The 14,286-nt window shown below is 50.6% G+C and carries 18 protein-coding genes; 9 read left to right on the forward strand and 9 right to left on the reverse strand.

What is annotated here, in order from left to right; translation table 11 throughout:
• Positions 1-78: 78 nt before the first annotated feature.
• Positions 79-3,882 (reverse strand): bifunctional proline dehydrogenase/L-glutamate gamma-semialdehyde dehydrogenase PutA, encoded by a 3,804-nt coding sequence (gene putA / locus ACTZWV_RS05610; RefSeq protein WP_444785584.1) that lies wholly within the window; start codon positions 3,880-3,882, stop codon positions 79-81.
• 240 nt (positions 3,883-4,122) lie between these two features.
• Positions 4,123-5,136 carry an RDD family protein gene (locus ACTZWV_RS05615; protein ID WP_444785585.1) on the reverse strand — a complete coding sequence of 338 codons (1,014 nt, stop codon included), beginning with the start codon at positions 5,134-5,136 and terminating at the stop codon, positions 4,123-4,125.
• Positions 5,137-5,258: 122 nt separating this feature from the next.
• Between ACTZWV_RS05615 and ACTZWV_RS05620 the strand changes: the two genes are divergently transcribed.
• Together ACTZWV_RS05620 and ACTZWV_RS05625 are read left to right on the forward strand one after the other, a co-directional pair.
• Positions 5,259-5,852, forward strand: coding sequence for a dienelactone hydrolase family protein (locus ACTZWV_RS05620; RefSeq protein ID WP_444785586.1), 594 nt, complete (start codon positions 5,259-5,261; stop codon positions 5,850-5,852).
• Between the two features lie 18 nt (positions 5,853-5,870).
• Positions 5,871-6,155 (forward strand): hypothetical protein, encoded by a 285-nt coding sequence (locus ACTZWV_RS05625; RefSeq protein ID WP_444785587.1) that lies wholly within the window; start codon positions 5,871-5,873, stop codon positions 6,153-6,155.
• Between the two features lie 78 nt (positions 6,156-6,233).
• Here ACTZWV_RS05625 and ACTZWV_RS05630 read toward each other — a convergent pair whose 3' ends face one another.
• Together ACTZWV_RS05630 and ACTZWV_RS05635 are read right to left on the reverse strand one after the other, a co-directional pair.
• Complete coding sequence (locus ACTZWV_RS05630) at positions 6,234-6,449, reverse strand: hypothetical protein (RefSeq protein ID WP_444785588.1); 216 nt, start codon at positions 6,447-6,449, stop codon at positions 6,234-6,236.
• An 80-nt stretch (positions 6,450-6,529) separates the two neighbouring features.
• Positions 6,530-6,967: an OsmC family protein gene (locus tag ACTZWV_RS05635; protein ID WP_444785589.1), complete on the reverse strand. Its 438-nt coding sequence runs from the start codon at positions 6,965-6,967 to the stop codon at positions 6,530-6,532.
• A 374-nt stretch (positions 6,968-7,341) separates the two neighbouring features.
• Between ACTZWV_RS05635 and ACTZWV_RS05640 the strand changes: the two genes are divergently transcribed.
• The gene (locus ACTZWV_RS05640) at positions 7,342-8,037 is read left to right on the forward strand and encodes an alpha/beta fold hydrolase (protein WP_444785590.1); all 696 of its coding nucleotides are present in this window, start codon (positions 7,342-7,344) and stop codon (positions 8,035-8,037) included.
• An 85-nt stretch (positions 8,038-8,122) separates the two neighbouring features.
• Here ACTZWV_RS05640 and ACTZWV_RS05645 read toward each other — a convergent pair whose 3' ends face one another.
• Complete coding sequence (locus ACTZWV_RS05645; RefSeq protein WP_444785591.1) at positions 8,123-8,455, reverse strand: hypothetical protein; 333 nt, start codon at positions 8,453-8,455, stop codon at positions 8,123-8,125.
• 166 nt (positions 8,456-8,621) lie between these two features.
• Here ACTZWV_RS05645 and ACTZWV_RS05650 point away from each other — a divergent pair, with 166 nt between their 5' ends.
• The 4 genes from ACTZWV_RS05650 to ACTZWV_RS05665 all read left to right on the forward strand — a co-directional run bounded on the left by ACTZWV_RS05650 (position 8,622) and on the right by ACTZWV_RS05665 (position 11,246).
• Positions 8,622-8,840 (forward strand): DUF6500 family protein, encoded by a 219-nt coding sequence (locus tag ACTZWV_RS05650; protein WP_444785592.1) that lies wholly within the window; start codon positions 8,622-8,624, stop codon positions 8,838-8,840.
• Between the two features lie 134 nt (positions 8,841-8,974).
• Entirely contained in the window at positions 8,975-9,799 is an 825-nt protein-coding gene (locus tag ACTZWV_RS05655; protein WP_444785593.1) for a substrate-binding periplasmic protein, read from the forward strand.
• Between the two features lie 194 nt (positions 9,800-9,993).
• Positions 9,994-10,701 carry a DUF4386 domain-containing protein gene (locus tag ACTZWV_RS05660; protein ID WP_444785594.1) on the forward strand — a complete coding sequence of 236 codons (708 nt, stop codon included), beginning with the start codon at positions 9,994-9,996 and terminating at the stop codon, positions 10,699-10,701.
• Positions 10,698-11,246, forward strand: a complete 549-nt coding sequence (locus tag ACTZWV_RS05665; protein ID WP_444785595.1) for a hypothetical protein — start codon at positions 10,698-10,700, stop codon at positions 11,244-11,246. Before ACTZWV_RS05660 ends, ACTZWV_RS05665 begins: the two co-directional genes overlap by 4 nt.
• A gap of 77 nt (positions 11,247-11,323) precedes the next feature.
• On the opposite strand, the gene ACTZWV_RS05670 is transcribed toward ACTZWV_RS05665, so the two are convergent.
• A complete protein-coding gene (locus tag ACTZWV_RS05670; RefSeq protein ID WP_444785596.1) occupies positions 11,324-12,100 on the reverse strand; it encodes an alpha/beta hydrolase in 777 nt (258 codons plus the stop codon).
• A 257-nt stretch (positions 12,101-12,357) separates the two neighbouring features.
• Between ACTZWV_RS05670 and ACTZWV_RS05675 the strand changes: the two genes are divergently transcribed.
• Positions 12,358-12,636, forward strand: a complete 279-nt coding sequence (locus tag ACTZWV_RS05675; RefSeq protein ID WP_444785597.1) for a hypothetical protein — start codon at positions 12,358-12,360, stop codon at positions 12,634-12,636.
• A gap of 66 nt (positions 12,637-12,702) precedes the next feature.
• Entirely contained in the window at positions 12,703-13,017 is a 315-nt protein-coding gene (locus ACTZWV_RS05680; protein ID WP_444785598.1) for a helix-turn-helix transcriptional regulator, read from the forward strand.
• Here ACTZWV_RS05680 and ACTZWV_RS05685 read toward each other — a convergent pair.
• The 3 genes from ACTZWV_RS05685 to ACTZWV_RS05695 are packed head-to-tail and all read right to left on the reverse strand — an operon-like array spanning position 13,006 to position 14,063.
• Positions 13,006-13,275: a hypothetical protein gene (locus ACTZWV_RS05685; RefSeq protein WP_444785599.1), complete on the reverse strand. Its 270-nt coding sequence runs from the start codon at positions 13,273-13,275 to the stop codon at positions 13,006-13,008. The genes ACTZWV_RS05680 and ACTZWV_RS05685 overlap by 12 nt on opposite strands.
• Positions 13,276-13,284: 9 nt before the next feature.
• Positions 13,285-13,536, reverse strand: coding sequence for a hypothetical protein (locus ACTZWV_RS05690; RefSeq protein WP_444785600.1), 252 nt, complete (start codon positions 13,534-13,536; stop codon positions 13,285-13,287).
• Entirely contained in the window at positions 13,533-14,063 is a 531-nt protein-coding gene (locus ACTZWV_RS05695) for a hypothetical protein (RefSeq protein WP_444785601.1), read from the reverse strand. Before ACTZWV_RS05695 ends, ACTZWV_RS05690 begins: the two co-directional genes overlap by 4 nt.
• Positions 14,064-14,286 lie beyond the last annotated feature (223 nt).

Below are 14,286 nucleotides of genomic sequence, written 5' to 3' on the forward strand. Positions count from 1 at the left end.
GCTTAAACCAGATTGGGTTGGCAGATAAAAAAAGCCGGGCAGTACCCGGCTTTTATGCTTTGGCTGATGGCGGACAACTTATTCGTCGTCTTCCACCATCGTCATCAGTGAGGTATTACCGCCAGATGCTGTGGTATCAATACTGATGGTTTTCTCGGTGACCAGCCGTTTGATCAGGGTGTCGTAATATTCGGCGCTGATCACCGGCAAAATAGCGCCGTCGCGCTGCGCCAACTGTTGGCTGAAGTAGCCTAAGCGTGACGAGCGGGCGGCTACCACTGCACCGGCCAGATGCGGATGGGCCAAAATAGCCTGCAGCTGATCCGGTTTAGCCACCTGAAATACCCCTGCGGCAACGCCGGTAGAGATAAACTTATCTTTAAACGCCATCGCCTCGGCATAGAACAACTCCGATGCGACGGTGATCACGGTATTACCGGCCGCCAGCGCGGTAATAATCGAAATGGCCCAGAAGTTAAACGAGGTACTCTTATCGGCGTAGCACACCACACAACCGCGCGGCTCGATATGCAGCGTATTAGACTCGCCGGTAGGGCCAGGCAGCGTAGTGCATTTGCGCATATGTTTTTCCAGCCGGTTTAACTGAGCGCGGGCATCGGCCAGCGTCAGGGCTAAGTCATCAGCTAACTCGTCGATAATATCGACAGTGGCAATTTTTGCCAGCAACTGCCGCACCGCCGATACACGGTCATTCAGTGGCGTGGCGCGCCAGCTTTTTTCATCGCGCACTGAGTTGGCCATCAGCTGTTGTACCTGCGCATCGGCATCCGGGTTATGGTGCAGGTTCAGCTGATCCGGGCTTAAATTGGTCATTTGCACATTGTCCGGCGAGGCTTTTTCTTTTACCAGCCGCAGCAAATAGTTCGGCCCGCCGGCTTTAGGCCCGGTACCGGATAAGCCACGGCCACCAAACGGCTGAGCCCCGACAATAGCGCCTATCATATTGCGATTTATATAGACATTACCGGCGCGCGACATTTTAGCCAGGTAGTTGCAGCGATCTTCAATCCGCGAGTGGATCCCCATGGTCAGGCCGTAACCGGTGGCGTTAATCTGGTCGATAACCTGATCCAGCTTACTGGCTTTAAAACGGATAACATGCACGCAGGGGCCAAATACTTCGCGTTTTAACAGTGACAAATCGCTGATTTCGTATAAGCGGGGGGCAAAGAAATAAGCGCCGTTTGCAGCGTTATCCGGAATATCACTCTGATAATGCAAGGTCGCTTTATCTTTGAGGTACTCAACATGTTGCTGCAGGTTTTTCAGTGCTTTTTCATCAATTACCGGGCCGATATCGGTGCTAAGCCATGCCGGGTCGCCGACATGCAGCTGCTGCAATGCGCCTTTGAGCATGGCAATAATGCCATCGGCAACATCATCCTGAATAAACAATACCCTAAGCGCCGAGCAGCGCTGGCCGGCACTTTGAAAGCCGGAGCTGATAACATCATCTACCACTTGCTCCGGTAGGGCGGTGGAGTCGACAATCATGCAGTTTTGGCCGCCGGTTTCGGCAATCAGCGGTACCTGCAGGTCGTTACGCTGCGCCAGCGTACGCGAGATCAGGCTGCCGGTTTCGGTTGAGCCGGTAAACATCACTGCCTGAATGCGCGCATCCGGCACTATGGTTTTACCCACTTCGCTGCCACGGGCAATCACCGCCTGTACTACGTGCTCCGGTAAGCCAACGCTGTGCATCAGTTCAATGGCGCGTAGCGCAATCAGGCTGGTTTGCTCGGCCGGTTTAGCAATAACGGTATTGCCGGTCACTATAGCCGCGGCGACCTGGCCTAAGAATATTGCCAGCGGGAAATTCCACGGGCTGATACACAGCACCACGCCGCGTGGCTCAAAGCGCTGGTCTTTTGCCAGCTCTTCGGCCCTTGCGGCGTAATAGCGGCAAAAGTCGACCGCTTCGCGCACTTCGTCTATGCCGTCTTGTGCGACCTTACCGGCCTCTTTAATACAAATGGCCACCAGCTCATCGTGATGTCGCTCGATAATATCGGCTACGCGGCGCAATAAATTGGCGCGATCCGCAACCGGAGTTTGCGACCAGTTGCCAAAGGCGTTATCGGCATTGGTCAGCAGTTGTTGCATCTGCTCGCTGTTGTGCAAAGTTACATGGCCGATAATTTCCTGCAAATTGGCCGGGTTTTTTACCGCTATGGCACCATCCGGCACCTGGTCCGGCTGTAGCAAGTGCCGGGCAAACCAAGTATCCAGGTTAGCTTTAAACGGCGTCAGGCTGTTAACGTCGGTTAAATCCAGGCCTTTGGAATTGGCGCGCTCGCTGCCGTATAAATCCAGCGGCATTTTAATTTGCGTATTGTATTTATTACGCAGGCTTTGCAGGGTTTCTACCGGGTCGGGCAGTAAGGCTTCTACCGGCTGGCTGGTATCAACAATGGCATTAACAAATGAGGAGTTAGCGCCGTTCTCCAGCAAGCGCCGCACTAAATACGCCAGCAGGTTCTCGTGCTCGCCCACCGGGGCATAGACACGGCACTGGATTTTTTCGCTACTGACAATCTGGTCAAATAACGACTCGCCCATGCCGTGCAGGCGCTGAAATTCAAAGCCGCTGTTATTACCTTTAGCCACTTCTAAAATAGTGGCGGCGGTGTAGGCGTTGTGGGTGGCAAACTGCGGGTACAACACATCGCGCGCTTCCAGCAGCTTAATGGCACAGGCTTTGTACGACACATCGGTAGAGGCTTTACGGGTAAATACCGGGTAATGATCCAGGCCCTTTTGCTGGGTGGTTTTAATTTCGGTGTCCCAGTAAGCGCCTTTAACCAGCCGTACCATCAGCTTGCGGTTAACCTTACGGGCCAACTGTGTCAGCCATTCAATGACAAAAATAGCGCGCTTTTGGTACGCCTGTACCGCCAGGCCAAAACCGGCCCAATCGCCCAGCTCGTCATCGCTGAAGATGGCTTCGATAATATCCAGTGAAATATCTAAGCGATCGGCTTCTTCGGCATCTACGGTAAAGCCGATATCATAGCTTTTGGCTACCAGTACCAGGGCTTTGAGCTTGGGCAGCAACTCGCTCATTACCCGCTCGCGGTGGCTGAATTCGTAGCGCGGATGAATGGCGGAGAGTTTAACCGAAATACCGGGGCTTTTTACCGGCCCCTTGCCGTTAGCTGCTTTGCCAATGGCATGAATAGCGCTTAAGTAGCTTTGGTAGTAACGTTCGGCGTCAGCCATAGTGCGGGCACCTTCGCCCAGCATATCGTAGGAATAGACATAGCCTTTTTTCTCGGTATCAAAGGCGCGCTCTATTGCATCATCAATGTTGGTGCCCATCACAAACTGTTTGCCCATAATTTTCATGGCAAAGTTAACTGACTTGCGGATCACCGGTTCGCCTAAACGGCCAAGGGTTTTTTTCAGCACACCAAACTGCTGCGCCTTGGTTTTGTCGTTGTAGTTCACCATCTTGCCGGTAACTAACAAGCCCCAGGACGAGGCATTAACAAACAGCGAGTCGCTGCTGCCCAAATGTGAGCTCCAGTCGCCTTTGGCCAACTTGTCGCGGATCAGGGCTTCCTGGGTGCTTTTGTCCGGCACCCTCAGCAGGGCTTCGGCCAGGCACATCAGCACTACGCCTTCTTCACTGGACAAGGAAAACTCATTTAACAGTGCATCAATGCCACCCTGGCCGTCCTGATCTTTACGAATGGTATGCACAATTTGCCGCGCCCGCTCCCAGGCCCGGCTGCGGGCTTTTACGCCGACTTCTGCCAGCGGTAACAAATGGTCAATGGCGGCATTTTCGTCAATACGGTAGTAATTACGGATCTTTTGTCGCAGTGGGCAGTGGGTGGTTAAATCAGCATCAAATAACATAAATCAGCCTTTAGCTTGGGCGCTGTGCTGTGGCAACAACAACGCTGGGTTAGCATTAATCTACTCTGCGCATACTAAAGAAAATGCGGCAAAATAGGGCAGTTATTTTGGCGGAAAAACCATAATTTACAGGGCTAATTTTTGTTTTGGCAGCATAAAATGCTGCCCATGTGCAATGTTGTCGGTTTTTATTACCGGCTTTTGCCGTTAAAGCCGAAGCCGGCTATCTTTGCCGCCGGTTTAGTTTTTCAGCCGCAGTACCAGGGTGTCGGCCAGTTTATCCTGAATCGCCTGGCGGTTCGGGTCCCAGTAAATCTGCAAAAAGCCCAATAAGCCGGTAGCAAAACCGGCGCTGTAACCGCCCTGGCGGCCAAAAGCGCCCCACAGCGACAGCGGCGTGTTATCCAGCTGGACTACACGGATACCGCAAAGCTTTTTGCCGATGGTTTGGCCATTGTTCCAGGCAATAAATAAGGTGAAATAGCCTATGGCCCAGCCAAAGCCAATGCCCAAATCGGCCAGAATACCCTTTATCCATTTCAAGATACTGTGATCTGATTGTTGTAAACGCTGCCACCAGGACAGCTGTGCTGTGCTTTCCTCACCAGCATCTGCCGTTGGTGCAGTCTCCTTAGCCGCCGTTTTCAGTTTAGTTAATGCTTGCTGTAGCAGCGCAGATCTTTCCTGCCGGGTAATATCACTGGCCTCCAGCAGGCCACGCAGTGCTTTTTTCTGCTCAGCTACGGTTAAATTGGCTTTTTGCAGTTGTGGTATAACAATGTCCAACTGCTGCTGCACGCAAGCACTGTCGCAATGGCTTTGAGCCAGTTGCAGTGCGCTGTTGACAACAGCGCCGGTAGCGCTGAATTGCTGCACACGTTGCTCAGATTGCAGCGAGGGCAGCCAGCTGTTAGTGACAAACAGCAGCAATGCTGCGCTTAACAGCAATGCCATTTGGCCGGTTTTCGCCGCGCGCCAGCGCGACCAGGCAATATAGCCCAGCATCGGTAGTACAAATATCAGGCTGCCGGAGGTAAGCGCGGCAATAAAAAAGCCGTCTATCAGCATGGCTACACCACGCCGCGCCGGTTTAGCCAGTGGCTGACCAATCAGCTCCGGCGCTACGGCAAATACATGGGGTGTTACCACGGAGCGCACCTGCTGCTCTGATAACTGCTGGCCGCTGTTATCGACAAAGGTATCCGGGGCTATTTCTGTAATGCCGGCATTATCGTCGGGTTGCGCTGTGCTCATGGGGTTTTCTCTAACCGGTTGAATGGTATTACTTTAAACAGCACCGATGGTGAATGCAATCGCAGTATTTAGTATTCAGGCGGTATAATGCCGGCCCTTACCGGGAATGAGGAGGAGATTTTGTGAACAAACAGGTACTGGTCGTCAGTGATATTTTTGGCCGCTGTGCCGGGCTTAACCGGTTGGCGCAGGATCTGGCTGCGGCTTGTGCTGTGCAGCTACAGCTTATTGCTCCTTATCAGGGCGTGGCGCAACACTTTGCCGATGAGCAACAGGCTTATGCTGCTTACAGCTCTCAGTGCGGCCCCGATGTCTATGCCGCGCAGGTTGTGCAGGCACTGCAAACAGCACCGCAACCGTTTGCGCTGGCAATTGGTTTTAGCGCCGGCGCCAGCGCACTGTGGCGCGCTTTGGCCGATACCACAGTAAACCGGGTAAAACAGGCGCTATTGTTTTACCCGGGGCAGATTTATCAGCATATTGCGCTTAACCCTCAGGTGCCAACGCAGGTAATCTTTGGCGATAGCGAACCGCATTTTGCTGTAGCCGATATTTGCTGCCAACTGCAGCAAAAACCGGGGCTAAGCGCCGTGGTAACACCGTTTGCGCATGGTTTTATGAATGAGGCATCCAAAGCCTTTAACGAGGCCGCGTATCAGCAGTATCTGGCTGTTTTAACCCGGTTGCTTGTTGGCCTTGCTGAGTTACCAGCCTGACTAAACGAAACATTAGGTATGAGGGGAAAATCTATTAAACCGAAGAAAAAGAAAACGGCCGGCTTTTACTGGTTACTCACCTTGTTTATTGCCGTTGCATGGGCAGGCTGCGCCCTTATTTTTGTTGATCTTTGCCTCAGTTTTGGCGGTGGCAACAATAGTGGTTGTGTAAGCCGCTTTGACTATCCGGATGTTATTACCGGCATTGCTATTGCCGGCGTGGTGCTACTTATTCCTGTCTTTTGTATTACAGGGCTGGTGGCATTAGTCACAACGTTTTTTGGCTTCCGGCGCAAAGTATAGTGGCGGCCGGCATATAGTAGGTGGCATATAGTAGAGCCCGGCAAAAGCCAGCAAAGTAACCAGCCTTTAGCGGCGGGGTTATGCTGTTACAGGCACGGCTTCCAGCAAGGCTATAATAGTGCCGTTGTTGTTTAGTTTAGCTAAATCAAGCAGGTAGCCTTTTTCCAGCGCTTGCATGCTTTGGTTGCCCAGTAGTTCTTTTACTAACTGTGTTTCACCGCGGACTATGGCGGTTTTTAGCGCCGCATAGTGCATAAAACTGCGTGAATCTTGCTCAGGTTGCTCAGATGTCATAAGTTGCACTCCATTTAACTTAAAGCCGCCCGTTTTTATTGCTTTAAAACGGGCGCTATTAACTATCTCAACTGCTCAGCTTAACTACCTTCAAACGAGGTAATATCTAAGGTAACGTCGCAAGTTAATAATTTGGATATCGGGCAGGTTAATTTTGCCTCTACCGCCGCTTTCTCAAAATCTGCACCACTCATGCCGGGCACTTTGGCATCTAACTTTATCTCAGACTTGCTGATAACGAAGCCTTCACCTTCTTTTACCAGGGTGATTTCTACCTTAGACGCTAAGCTGCCTTTGCTAAAGCCCAGCTTGGCCAGGCCAAAAGACAGCGCCATAGTAAAACACGACGCATGCGCCGCCGCGATTTGCTCTTCCGGGTTGGTACCGGGCTGGTTGTCAAACCGGGTATTAAAACCGTAAGGCTGGTCTTTTAACGCGCCCGATTGCGTAGAAACCTGGCCTTTGCCGTCCTTGCCAAGACCTTCATATTTTGCAGTAGCCCAATTGATAATAGCCATGTGGTTCTCCTTCGTTGAAAAGCTGTGTTGTCGACAACGCGAATGTTATCCGTGCGGTTAAGCTATCTGTTCCGCCTTATACCTTCTATACCGACGCAAGAGTCGTTCCACACCGGCAAGAGCGCGCCGGCAGGGTGCCTTAACCCATTTAACCTTAGTCCGGTCCGGTAAGGTATTCACGCCATGGGCTAAGAATTGTAAAAATTGCAGGGTATAGCGTGCCAGGCAGCAGGCTAAGAAACACGCTGTGTTTGTCACCAACACAGAACAGCATGTTCCCATAAGCATTTGAAAATAAGCAGGAACAAGCGTAATGTTGTAAACATTGAATTTACAAAGACAGGTTGTGAGCGTAATAACTTGCGGAGGGGCTTTTGGCCAGCAAGCTGTATTTAATACCGGGCACCATGTGCAACGAAAAGTTATGGGCGCTGGTACTGCCTTACTTGCATAGCTCAATTGAGCTGGTTTATCTGCAGATACCGCGGCAAAAGAGCTTCGACCAACTGGCTGAACACTTTAATAAGTTATTTGCTGGCGATAGCGTAAATCTGGTTGGCTTTTCGCTTGGTGGCTATATCGCAACCTATTTCTCGTTGCGGTACCCGCAGCGCGTAAACAAGTTATTTGTTATATCCAACAGCCCTACCAGCCTGAGTGCTGCAGAGCTGGATCAGCGGGCAGACAGTCTGCAACTGGTTCAGCAATATGGCTATAAAGGTATTAGCCGGCACAGAGCGAAAACCTTGCTGGATGCCGGCAGCCAAACGGAGCGCCTTACCGATCTTATCTTAGATATGGACAGCGACTTAGGAGGGGCCGAATTTATCAGCCAGTATCAGTACACGTCAAACCGGATAGATTTGTCTGCCAGAGTAAACGAGCTGCCGCTGCATAGTTGTTTTTACTACAGCACTGATGACAGCTTAGTCAATGCCACGCGGCTTAACGAGATGAGTAAAGCCAACCCTGAGCTGTCGGTTATCAGCACCCCGGGTTGCGGCCATATGCTGCCGCTGGAAAAACCGCGCGAGTTAGCAGAATATTTGAATGGTTGGGCACAGTTATAAACAGGGACGAAGGCATGTTAACCCCGGGCCCCGAACGACAGGGCTGATGATATTTCAGTAAGGCACAGACCAGCGTTAACCGGCCTCAGGCGATAAGGCTATAAATTGCTACTACGATGGCAATAACCGAAATAAAACTGCTGCCCAGCACCAGAGTTTTATAGGTAGCAACCTGACGCTGCGCTGCTAATGTTGCTTCTTCGGCAGAGCTGATAACCTTTTGCAACTGCTCGGCAATAATATGCAGTGACTGCGCGTTCTTGGTTGCCGCATCCTGCAACTCTTTAATTTGCTGCGCCACCACCGGGTCTGACTTGGCAACTTCAGATTTAGAGGTAAAAGCCGGAATAGCGCTGGTGGCTATCGCGGTAAGGTAAGGGGCCAGAGCTTTGATAAGGGGAATAATTTGTACTGCCATAAGTTCTCCGGTTAAACGTAAACGGCTAAGATGCAGCCTGGTTAAACGCTAAATACTGCTCTGTAGCCAAAATAGCCGCTATTGTTTGTTTCAGCAATCCTTTAACCTATGCCGTTGTTGCCAGGCGCAGCTTGTATGCAAAAATAACCGCAGGAATTACCACACTATGCGCGATGCGTTAAGACAGAAAGTTATTGAGATATGCGACAAGAAAATACTCGCTAAAGGCGAGACAGTTGGCGTGTCGTTTTACGCCTTTTTTGCCAACAAAAATGACGACCCGGCGCTGCTGATGGAAGCGGCCACTTGGTGGATCCAAACCCACCGGTTAGACCATTTTGAGAAAGCATTGAAAATAAAGCAGATGGTTATGGCAGGGCTTTAGCCGCCACCAGCATAACAATATCAGGTCAGAATATTGCCTTTCTTCTACACTTGTTGTTCTGCCTGGTAATTACTGCGGTTTTGCATCTGGAGTCTTGCTTGAAAACTACACTAACCAGTTTGCGGTGGTTGTTTATGCTAACGCTGATGCCGTTGGCAATCTTGCTTGCTAAGCCGCTTGCCGCTGAGGCCATTGCAGAGGCACAAACAACAGCACAAGTGCCGTTGCGCATCCTGACGGAACCGGCCGGCCGCGGGCGGTTAAAAGACAAGCATGGCAATATTTACGGTATGTCTACGCAGCTGGTTAAGGCGATCCAGCAGCAAGTTGGTGATACCACCAGCATTGAGGTGTTTCCCTGGGCGCGCGCTTATGCTATTGCCGTAAGCAGTGCCAATGTAGCGGTGTATGACACCATCAGAACCGCAGACAGAGAAAATAAATTCAAATGGGTGGGGCCTATTAAAATCTATGCGGTAAACCTGTACGCCAAACGCGACGTTGTCGCCGGCAATGCCAGCCTGGCAGATCTGCTGCAAAATCATGTTGTTTGTGAAACCCGCAATACCAGTATCGTGAATGAGCTGCTGTCATTGGGCTTTGTGATAGACAAAAACCTGATCCTAAGCCTGCAGTCCGGCGATTGTTACAACATGCTCAAACTCGGCCGTGCCGATTTAATTGCCATGCACGGCGATGTTACCCCTAAGCGCATGGCACAGCTTTTGGACGCCGGGTTGGATTTACAAGCGGTGTATCCTTTGCAAAACATTGAAATGTATATCGCCTTTTCAAAGCAGGTAGAGGATGCGGTAATACTTAAGTGGCAGTGCGCGTTAAACAAACTGGTACTGGAAGGCCGGTTCCGCCAGTTATATGAAGATGAATACCCGCAGGGCATGATTGAAGAAGTTGAATCCAGGGCAGCCAAATCACAGCAACAACTGCTCTGCCATTAGCTATCACAAAACCGTCAATACTCTGCATGGTGGTAATAGTTACCAACTGTGAATAACACCGCAGCTTGGCGCTGTCACGGCAGAAATACCTTGTAACAATAAGGCAGTAGGCAAAAACGGTTTTTCCGCGCAGCATCATGTCAGCCGCCGCCGGGGCGGTACCCAATTACTCCGGTTACAAGGATACGTGAAAGATGAGCTCAGCTACTGCTGTGGTGTCGCAGCGCTATGTGCGTTTTGCCGGCTGCTGTTATTTATTGATAATCGGTTTAGGTCTGTTTTCTGAAACCCTGGTACGAGGCAGCCTGGTTGCCGCGGGCGATGCCGCCACTACCGCCGCACAAATTGGTGCGGCACAGACGTTCTGGCGCAGCGGCATCGTAGCCGATCTGTGTATGCAGCTGTTAGACATCCCGATCATTGTGCTGTTTTATCTGTTATTTAAGCGGGTAAATGCCGCGCTTAACCTCACTGCCACCGGTTTTAACCTGATCCAAACCGCCGTACTGGTCGCCAATAAGCTTACGTTAATAGTGCCGCTGTTGCTGGCTGGCAGTGGCGTGTATTTAACCGCGTTTTCTGCAGAGCAGCGCGACGCCTCAGCTTATCTGGCGATACAGCTGCACGGCTACGGTTTCGCCATTGGCTTACTGTTTTTTGCGCTGGCCTGTATTATCCGCGGCTATCTGATTATTAAATCGCAGCTATTCCCGAAAATACTCGGCCTGATGTTGGGCCTGGCCGGTGTCTGTTATCTGCTGAATACCCTGGCACTGCTACTTGCACCTGATTTTGCCGCTAAGTTATTCCCATGGATCATGCTGCCGGTGTTAGTCGGGGAGTTATCACTTGGCCTGTGGATGATAGTAAAAGGCGCAAACGTTAAAGGGCTGGCACAATGAGCGCCTACCGGGTTTCACTGTGGTTGCCGCTGGTAGCCTTACTGTTGGCAGCTATGCATCTGACGATTGAATATTTGTCAGCCGGGGTACAAAGCCATCATTTACTAAATGACGCCACGCTGCCGGCCATTTCAAACTGGTTTGAACTTATCACTTTACCGCTACTGGGCTTAGCGCTGGCAACCTATGCGCAGCGCCAACCGGCACATATATCGCGCTTGGCAACAGTGCCTGTCAGCTTATTGCCGGGGCTTATCGGCGCTACCTGCTACGGTGCAGTGTTTGCCGCCAGTTTTGCGCTGGGCCAGATGACACTAACCACGCTGCTGTTTTTCGGCTTACTGCCCTGTGCCGTGTTGTTTCCGCTTTACCGGCTGCACTATATCAGTGGCTTTGTTGTGGCGATGACGTTTACCTTCGGTGGCATACTGCCGCTGATGATAGCCGCCGCGTTAGCACTGCTGTCCTGGCTTAGCCGTTTTGTCATTGCAACTGTGGTAGCAGGCTGGCGTAAATACCGCACCGGGTCGGCAAAACCCGTATAAGCGGTTTAAATTCTTTGCGCTGTTTAAGTTTAAGGTAAAAGTGCCAGCTGTTTTGAGGTTGGCTAATTTGCGGCTGGCTAATTTGATAGTGCGACTGAAGGTGTTGCAGTAGCAAGCCAGGCAGCAAGCTGGCTGGCGGGTAGAATACTATTGTGGCTGCCGCTATAACTTTTCAGTGTGGCAATGCCGGGCGCAAATGCCCGGTACAGCGCCTCGCTATGGGCACGGCCGATAATTTCATCTTGTTCCGCCAGTAAGAGTAGCGTGGGGCTGTTAATGCCCGGCGCATAGGCCACAGAGTTGTAGGTGTCTTTTAGCAACCACTTAACCGGAAATAGCGGAAACTGCCGCCGCGCCAGGGCGCTAAGGCTGTCAAACGGGGTAATTAACACCAGCTGCGTTACCTTACGCTGCGCCGCCAGTTGCACGGCAACACCGGAACCCAGGCTGCGGCCCAGTACGGTAATGTCACTATGTTTAGTCTGCAGCTGGTCAAACAGCGCCAGCGCATCCGCTACCAGTGACTGCTCTGAGGGCTTGCCGGAACTACCGCCGTAACCGCGATAGTGCATAAGATAAATAGCATGGTGGGGAAAAGCCGCGGCAAATTCCGGCAAAGACACACTGACATCCTCGGCATTGCCGCCAAAATACAGCAGCGCCTGGCTGGTTTCGCGCGCTTTGCGGCTTACCAGCACAGTGGCATCGGCTTGCTGCAAAATCAGCGGCTCGGTTGGCGGCAACTGTGCCGGCACGGGGAAATAAATTAACTGCCGCTGCAGCAGATACAACAATAAGCACAGCAGGCAATAGCCCGCCAGCACATAGCCTGTCAGAGTAAACAGCATACGCATGCTAAATCCGGCACCAGGTTAAAGGTTGTAAAGCAGCTTAGCGGATAGCGGGGGTAAAGCAAACGGCCGTCAACAGTGCCACTGCTATAAACACACCCGATGCGAATGGGCTTATCAACCTGGCGTCAAAGGCGTTTAAAAAGGGTTATCAGCAGCAGCTAACTATACCGCAAAGGTTAATAGACTGAGTTGCGGGTTGCGCAACTTGCGTCTAGAATGATGGCATCGCTGTGTAATGATCAACAGGGAGGTGTTTATTGCAGGTAGTTATTAAGCCAGGAAAAGAAGCCAGCACAACCGCAGCAATTGGCAGCCTGCCATCACTTGCCAGGGAGGAAGTAACTGACGTGATTGATATTCTGGTCAATGCGATGTCACTGCAGGAAGCCAAGGAAATCTTATTAGACGACATGGTGATAGAGGGCAACAGTTTCAGTGTGTCGATAAAGGAAAATTTTCAGTTTGTGGTAGCGGGATTGTTGGGTGAAAGCGAGGGGGAGGACATGCTGATGATAGAGGTTATTCGCTATGACTAAGTTATGTCTGCATAAGGTTAGCCGTGTAATTTCAACGCGCGTTTCAACGTTAAGGTAATAGATGAAATGACAAACAATACTGAATTGCTAAGCAGTGAAAACCTGCGTGAGATGGGGGTGATTGGCCCGCCAAAAGCGGCCGGCGCACATTTTAAACGCTACCTGCAGCGTAAAAACCTGACTGCAGCCGACGCTGCCCGTGATCTTAATGTAGCCAAATCGACCATTACCCGTTTTATCAACGGCGAAAGTGAGTTAAGCATTGACCTGGCAACCAAGATAAAGCGGGTTTATAACGTGCCGGTAGAGGTGTTTTTTAAAATTGACGCCCAGTACAAAGCCTATGTTGTTGCGCAGAATATTGCCAAATCAGTGGCGTAAGCTTTTGTAGTTAGGGTTTCTTTTGCTGCTGTTATCTGCCACAATTTTAACCCGCTCATGCGGCATATATTCTGCCGGCTCGTCTGGGAAGGCTTCAGCATCGGTTTGGGTTAGATTTTCCGGTCTGCCAGACAATATACCCAACTGATAAAGTTCAGGCGCATTCTCCATTTTTTTGAAGTCTTCGCGAATTTTTTCACGCAGCCATAGCTCAAATTCCGGCGTGCCCGGCTTTGGTCTGTCGTTAAATATCGCCATATTTCGCTTTTAAGGCTTCTTTTTGTTGTCGTTATCTACCACAATTCGCACCCGCTCATGCGGCATATATTCTTCCGGCTCGTCTGGGAAGGCTTCAGCATCGGTATTTGTCATGCTTTCAAAGCTACCTGACAATACGCCGAATTCGTCTTCTAACTCGGGTACATTTTCCAGCTCTTTAACGCGTTTGGCTATCCGCTTACCCAGCCATTCGTCAAACTCGGGAGTGCCTGGTTCAGGCCTGTCAGTTCGTTTGTTCATAGTAAATCCTTCACACAGTAATCACTTTTACCGCCAACATAGGTGAAGCCCATAGCTTCATAATGCGAACGTACTTTGCTGTTTATTGGGTTCATTATTCTGATCTGTTCAGCACCAATAATGTCGGCATAAGTTTCAGCGACTAAAACTGTTAATTGTACCGTCTGGCCTGTTAGTGGTGTTTTCTCGGGAGAAGATTCAATCATATCTAAACGCAATTTGCCGGCACCCCAGGTTGGCCGACCTAGTGACACACTGCACAGCTTACTATGAAACCAGATGGCGAGCTCAAACCGCTTAGGATAAATGGCGGCGTAGCGGCTGGCCCAATGCTGCCACGACCACATTACCCGGCGGTCAGGATGCGCCTCCCAACGGGATAACTGCGCCATCGTTCTACCGGTAATATCGTCAAGCTTTACTGCTTCCTGCAAATTTAACGGCAATTTTAATATTGCTTGCGTGCGGCTATGTTCTCTTAACTGGGCATATGTGCGATCTGCCAACTGGTGGCTTGCTTGTTTCATGCTTCATCCTTGTAAATTAAAGTTAAAAAATAGTAACTTTTTAAGGTGCATTGAGCAAGCAAGAAAATAGTTTTCTGGTTGGGGTGCTGTTGGCTAATCAGGTGAGATTACACGGAACAGAAAATTCTTTTCTTATTGAAGCAGGTTAACTAACGCCAGAACAAAAATTTAGCGCAAAAAATAACCAGGAAACGGCAATATCAGCATTAAATCAGAAGTTCGT

This window comes from Rheinheimera sp. NSM (assembly GCF_052380015.1).
Lineage (GTDB): Bacteria > Pseudomonadota > Gammaproteobacteria > Enterobacterales > Alteromonadaceae > Alishewanella.

What these genes read in the sequence shown, in the direction of transcription:
- putA (WP_444785584.1), bottom strand. Translation starts at nt 3,882, where the DNA reads ATGTTATTTGATGCTGATTTAACCACCCACTGCCCACTGCGACAAAAG.
- ACTZWV_RS05615 (WP_444785585.1), bottom strand. Translation starts at nt 5,136, where the DNA reads ATGAGCACAGCGCAACCCGACGATAATGCCGGCATTACAGAAATAGCC.
- ACTZWV_RS05625 (WP_444785587.1), top strand. Translation starts at nt 5,871, where the DNA reads ATGAGGGGAAAATCTATTAAACCGAAGAAAAAGAAAACGGCCGGCTTT.
- ACTZWV_RS05630 (WP_444785588.1), bottom strand. Translation starts at nt 6,449, where the DNA reads ATGACATCTGAGCAACCTGAGCAAGATTCACGCAGTTTTATGCACTAT.
- ACTZWV_RS05635 (WP_444785589.1), bottom strand. Translation starts at nt 6,967, where the DNA reads ATGGCTATTATCAATTGGGCTACTGCAAAATATGAAGGTCTTGGCAAG.
- ACTZWV_RS05645 (WP_444785591.1), bottom strand. Translation starts at nt 8,455, where the DNA reads ATGGCAGTACAAATTATTCCCCTTATCAAAGCTCTGGCCCCTTACCTT.
- ACTZWV_RS05650 (WP_444785592.1), top strand. Translation starts at nt 8,622, where the DNA reads ATGCGCGATGCGTTAAGACAGAAAGTTATTGAGATATGCGACAAGAAA.
- ACTZWV_RS05655 (WP_444785593.1), top strand. Translation starts at nt 8,975, where the DNA reads ATGCTAACGCTGATGCCGTTGGCAATCTTGCTTGCTAAGCCGCTTGCC.
- ACTZWV_RS05660 (WP_444785594.1), top strand. Translation starts at nt 9,994, where the DNA reads ATGAGCTCAGCTACTGCTGTGGTGTCGCAGCGCTATGTGCGTTTTGCC.
- ACTZWV_RS05665 (WP_444785595.1), top strand. Translation starts at nt 10,698, where the DNA reads ATGAGCGCCTACCGGGTTTCACTGTGGTTGCCGCTGGTAGCCTTACTG.
- ACTZWV_RS05670 (WP_444785596.1), bottom strand. Translation starts at nt 12,100, where the DNA reads ATGCGTATGCTGTTTACTCTGACAGGCTATGTGCTGGCGGGCTATTGC.
- ACTZWV_RS05680 (WP_444785598.1), top strand. Translation starts at nt 12,703, where the DNA reads ATGACAAACAATACTGAATTGCTAAGCAGTGAAAACCTGCGTGAGATG.
- ACTZWV_RS05685 (WP_444785599.1), bottom strand. Translation starts at nt 13,275, where the DNA reads ATGGCGATATTTAACGACAGACCAAAGCCGGGCACGCCGGAATTTGAG.
- ACTZWV_RS05690 (WP_444785600.1), bottom strand. Translation starts at nt 13,536, where the DNA reads ATGAACAAACGAACTGACAGGCCTGAACCAGGCACTCCCGAGTTTGAC.
- ACTZWV_RS05695 (WP_444785601.1), bottom strand. Translation starts at nt 14,063, where the DNA reads ATGAAACAAGCAAGCCACCAGTTGGCAGATCGCACATATGCCCAGTTA.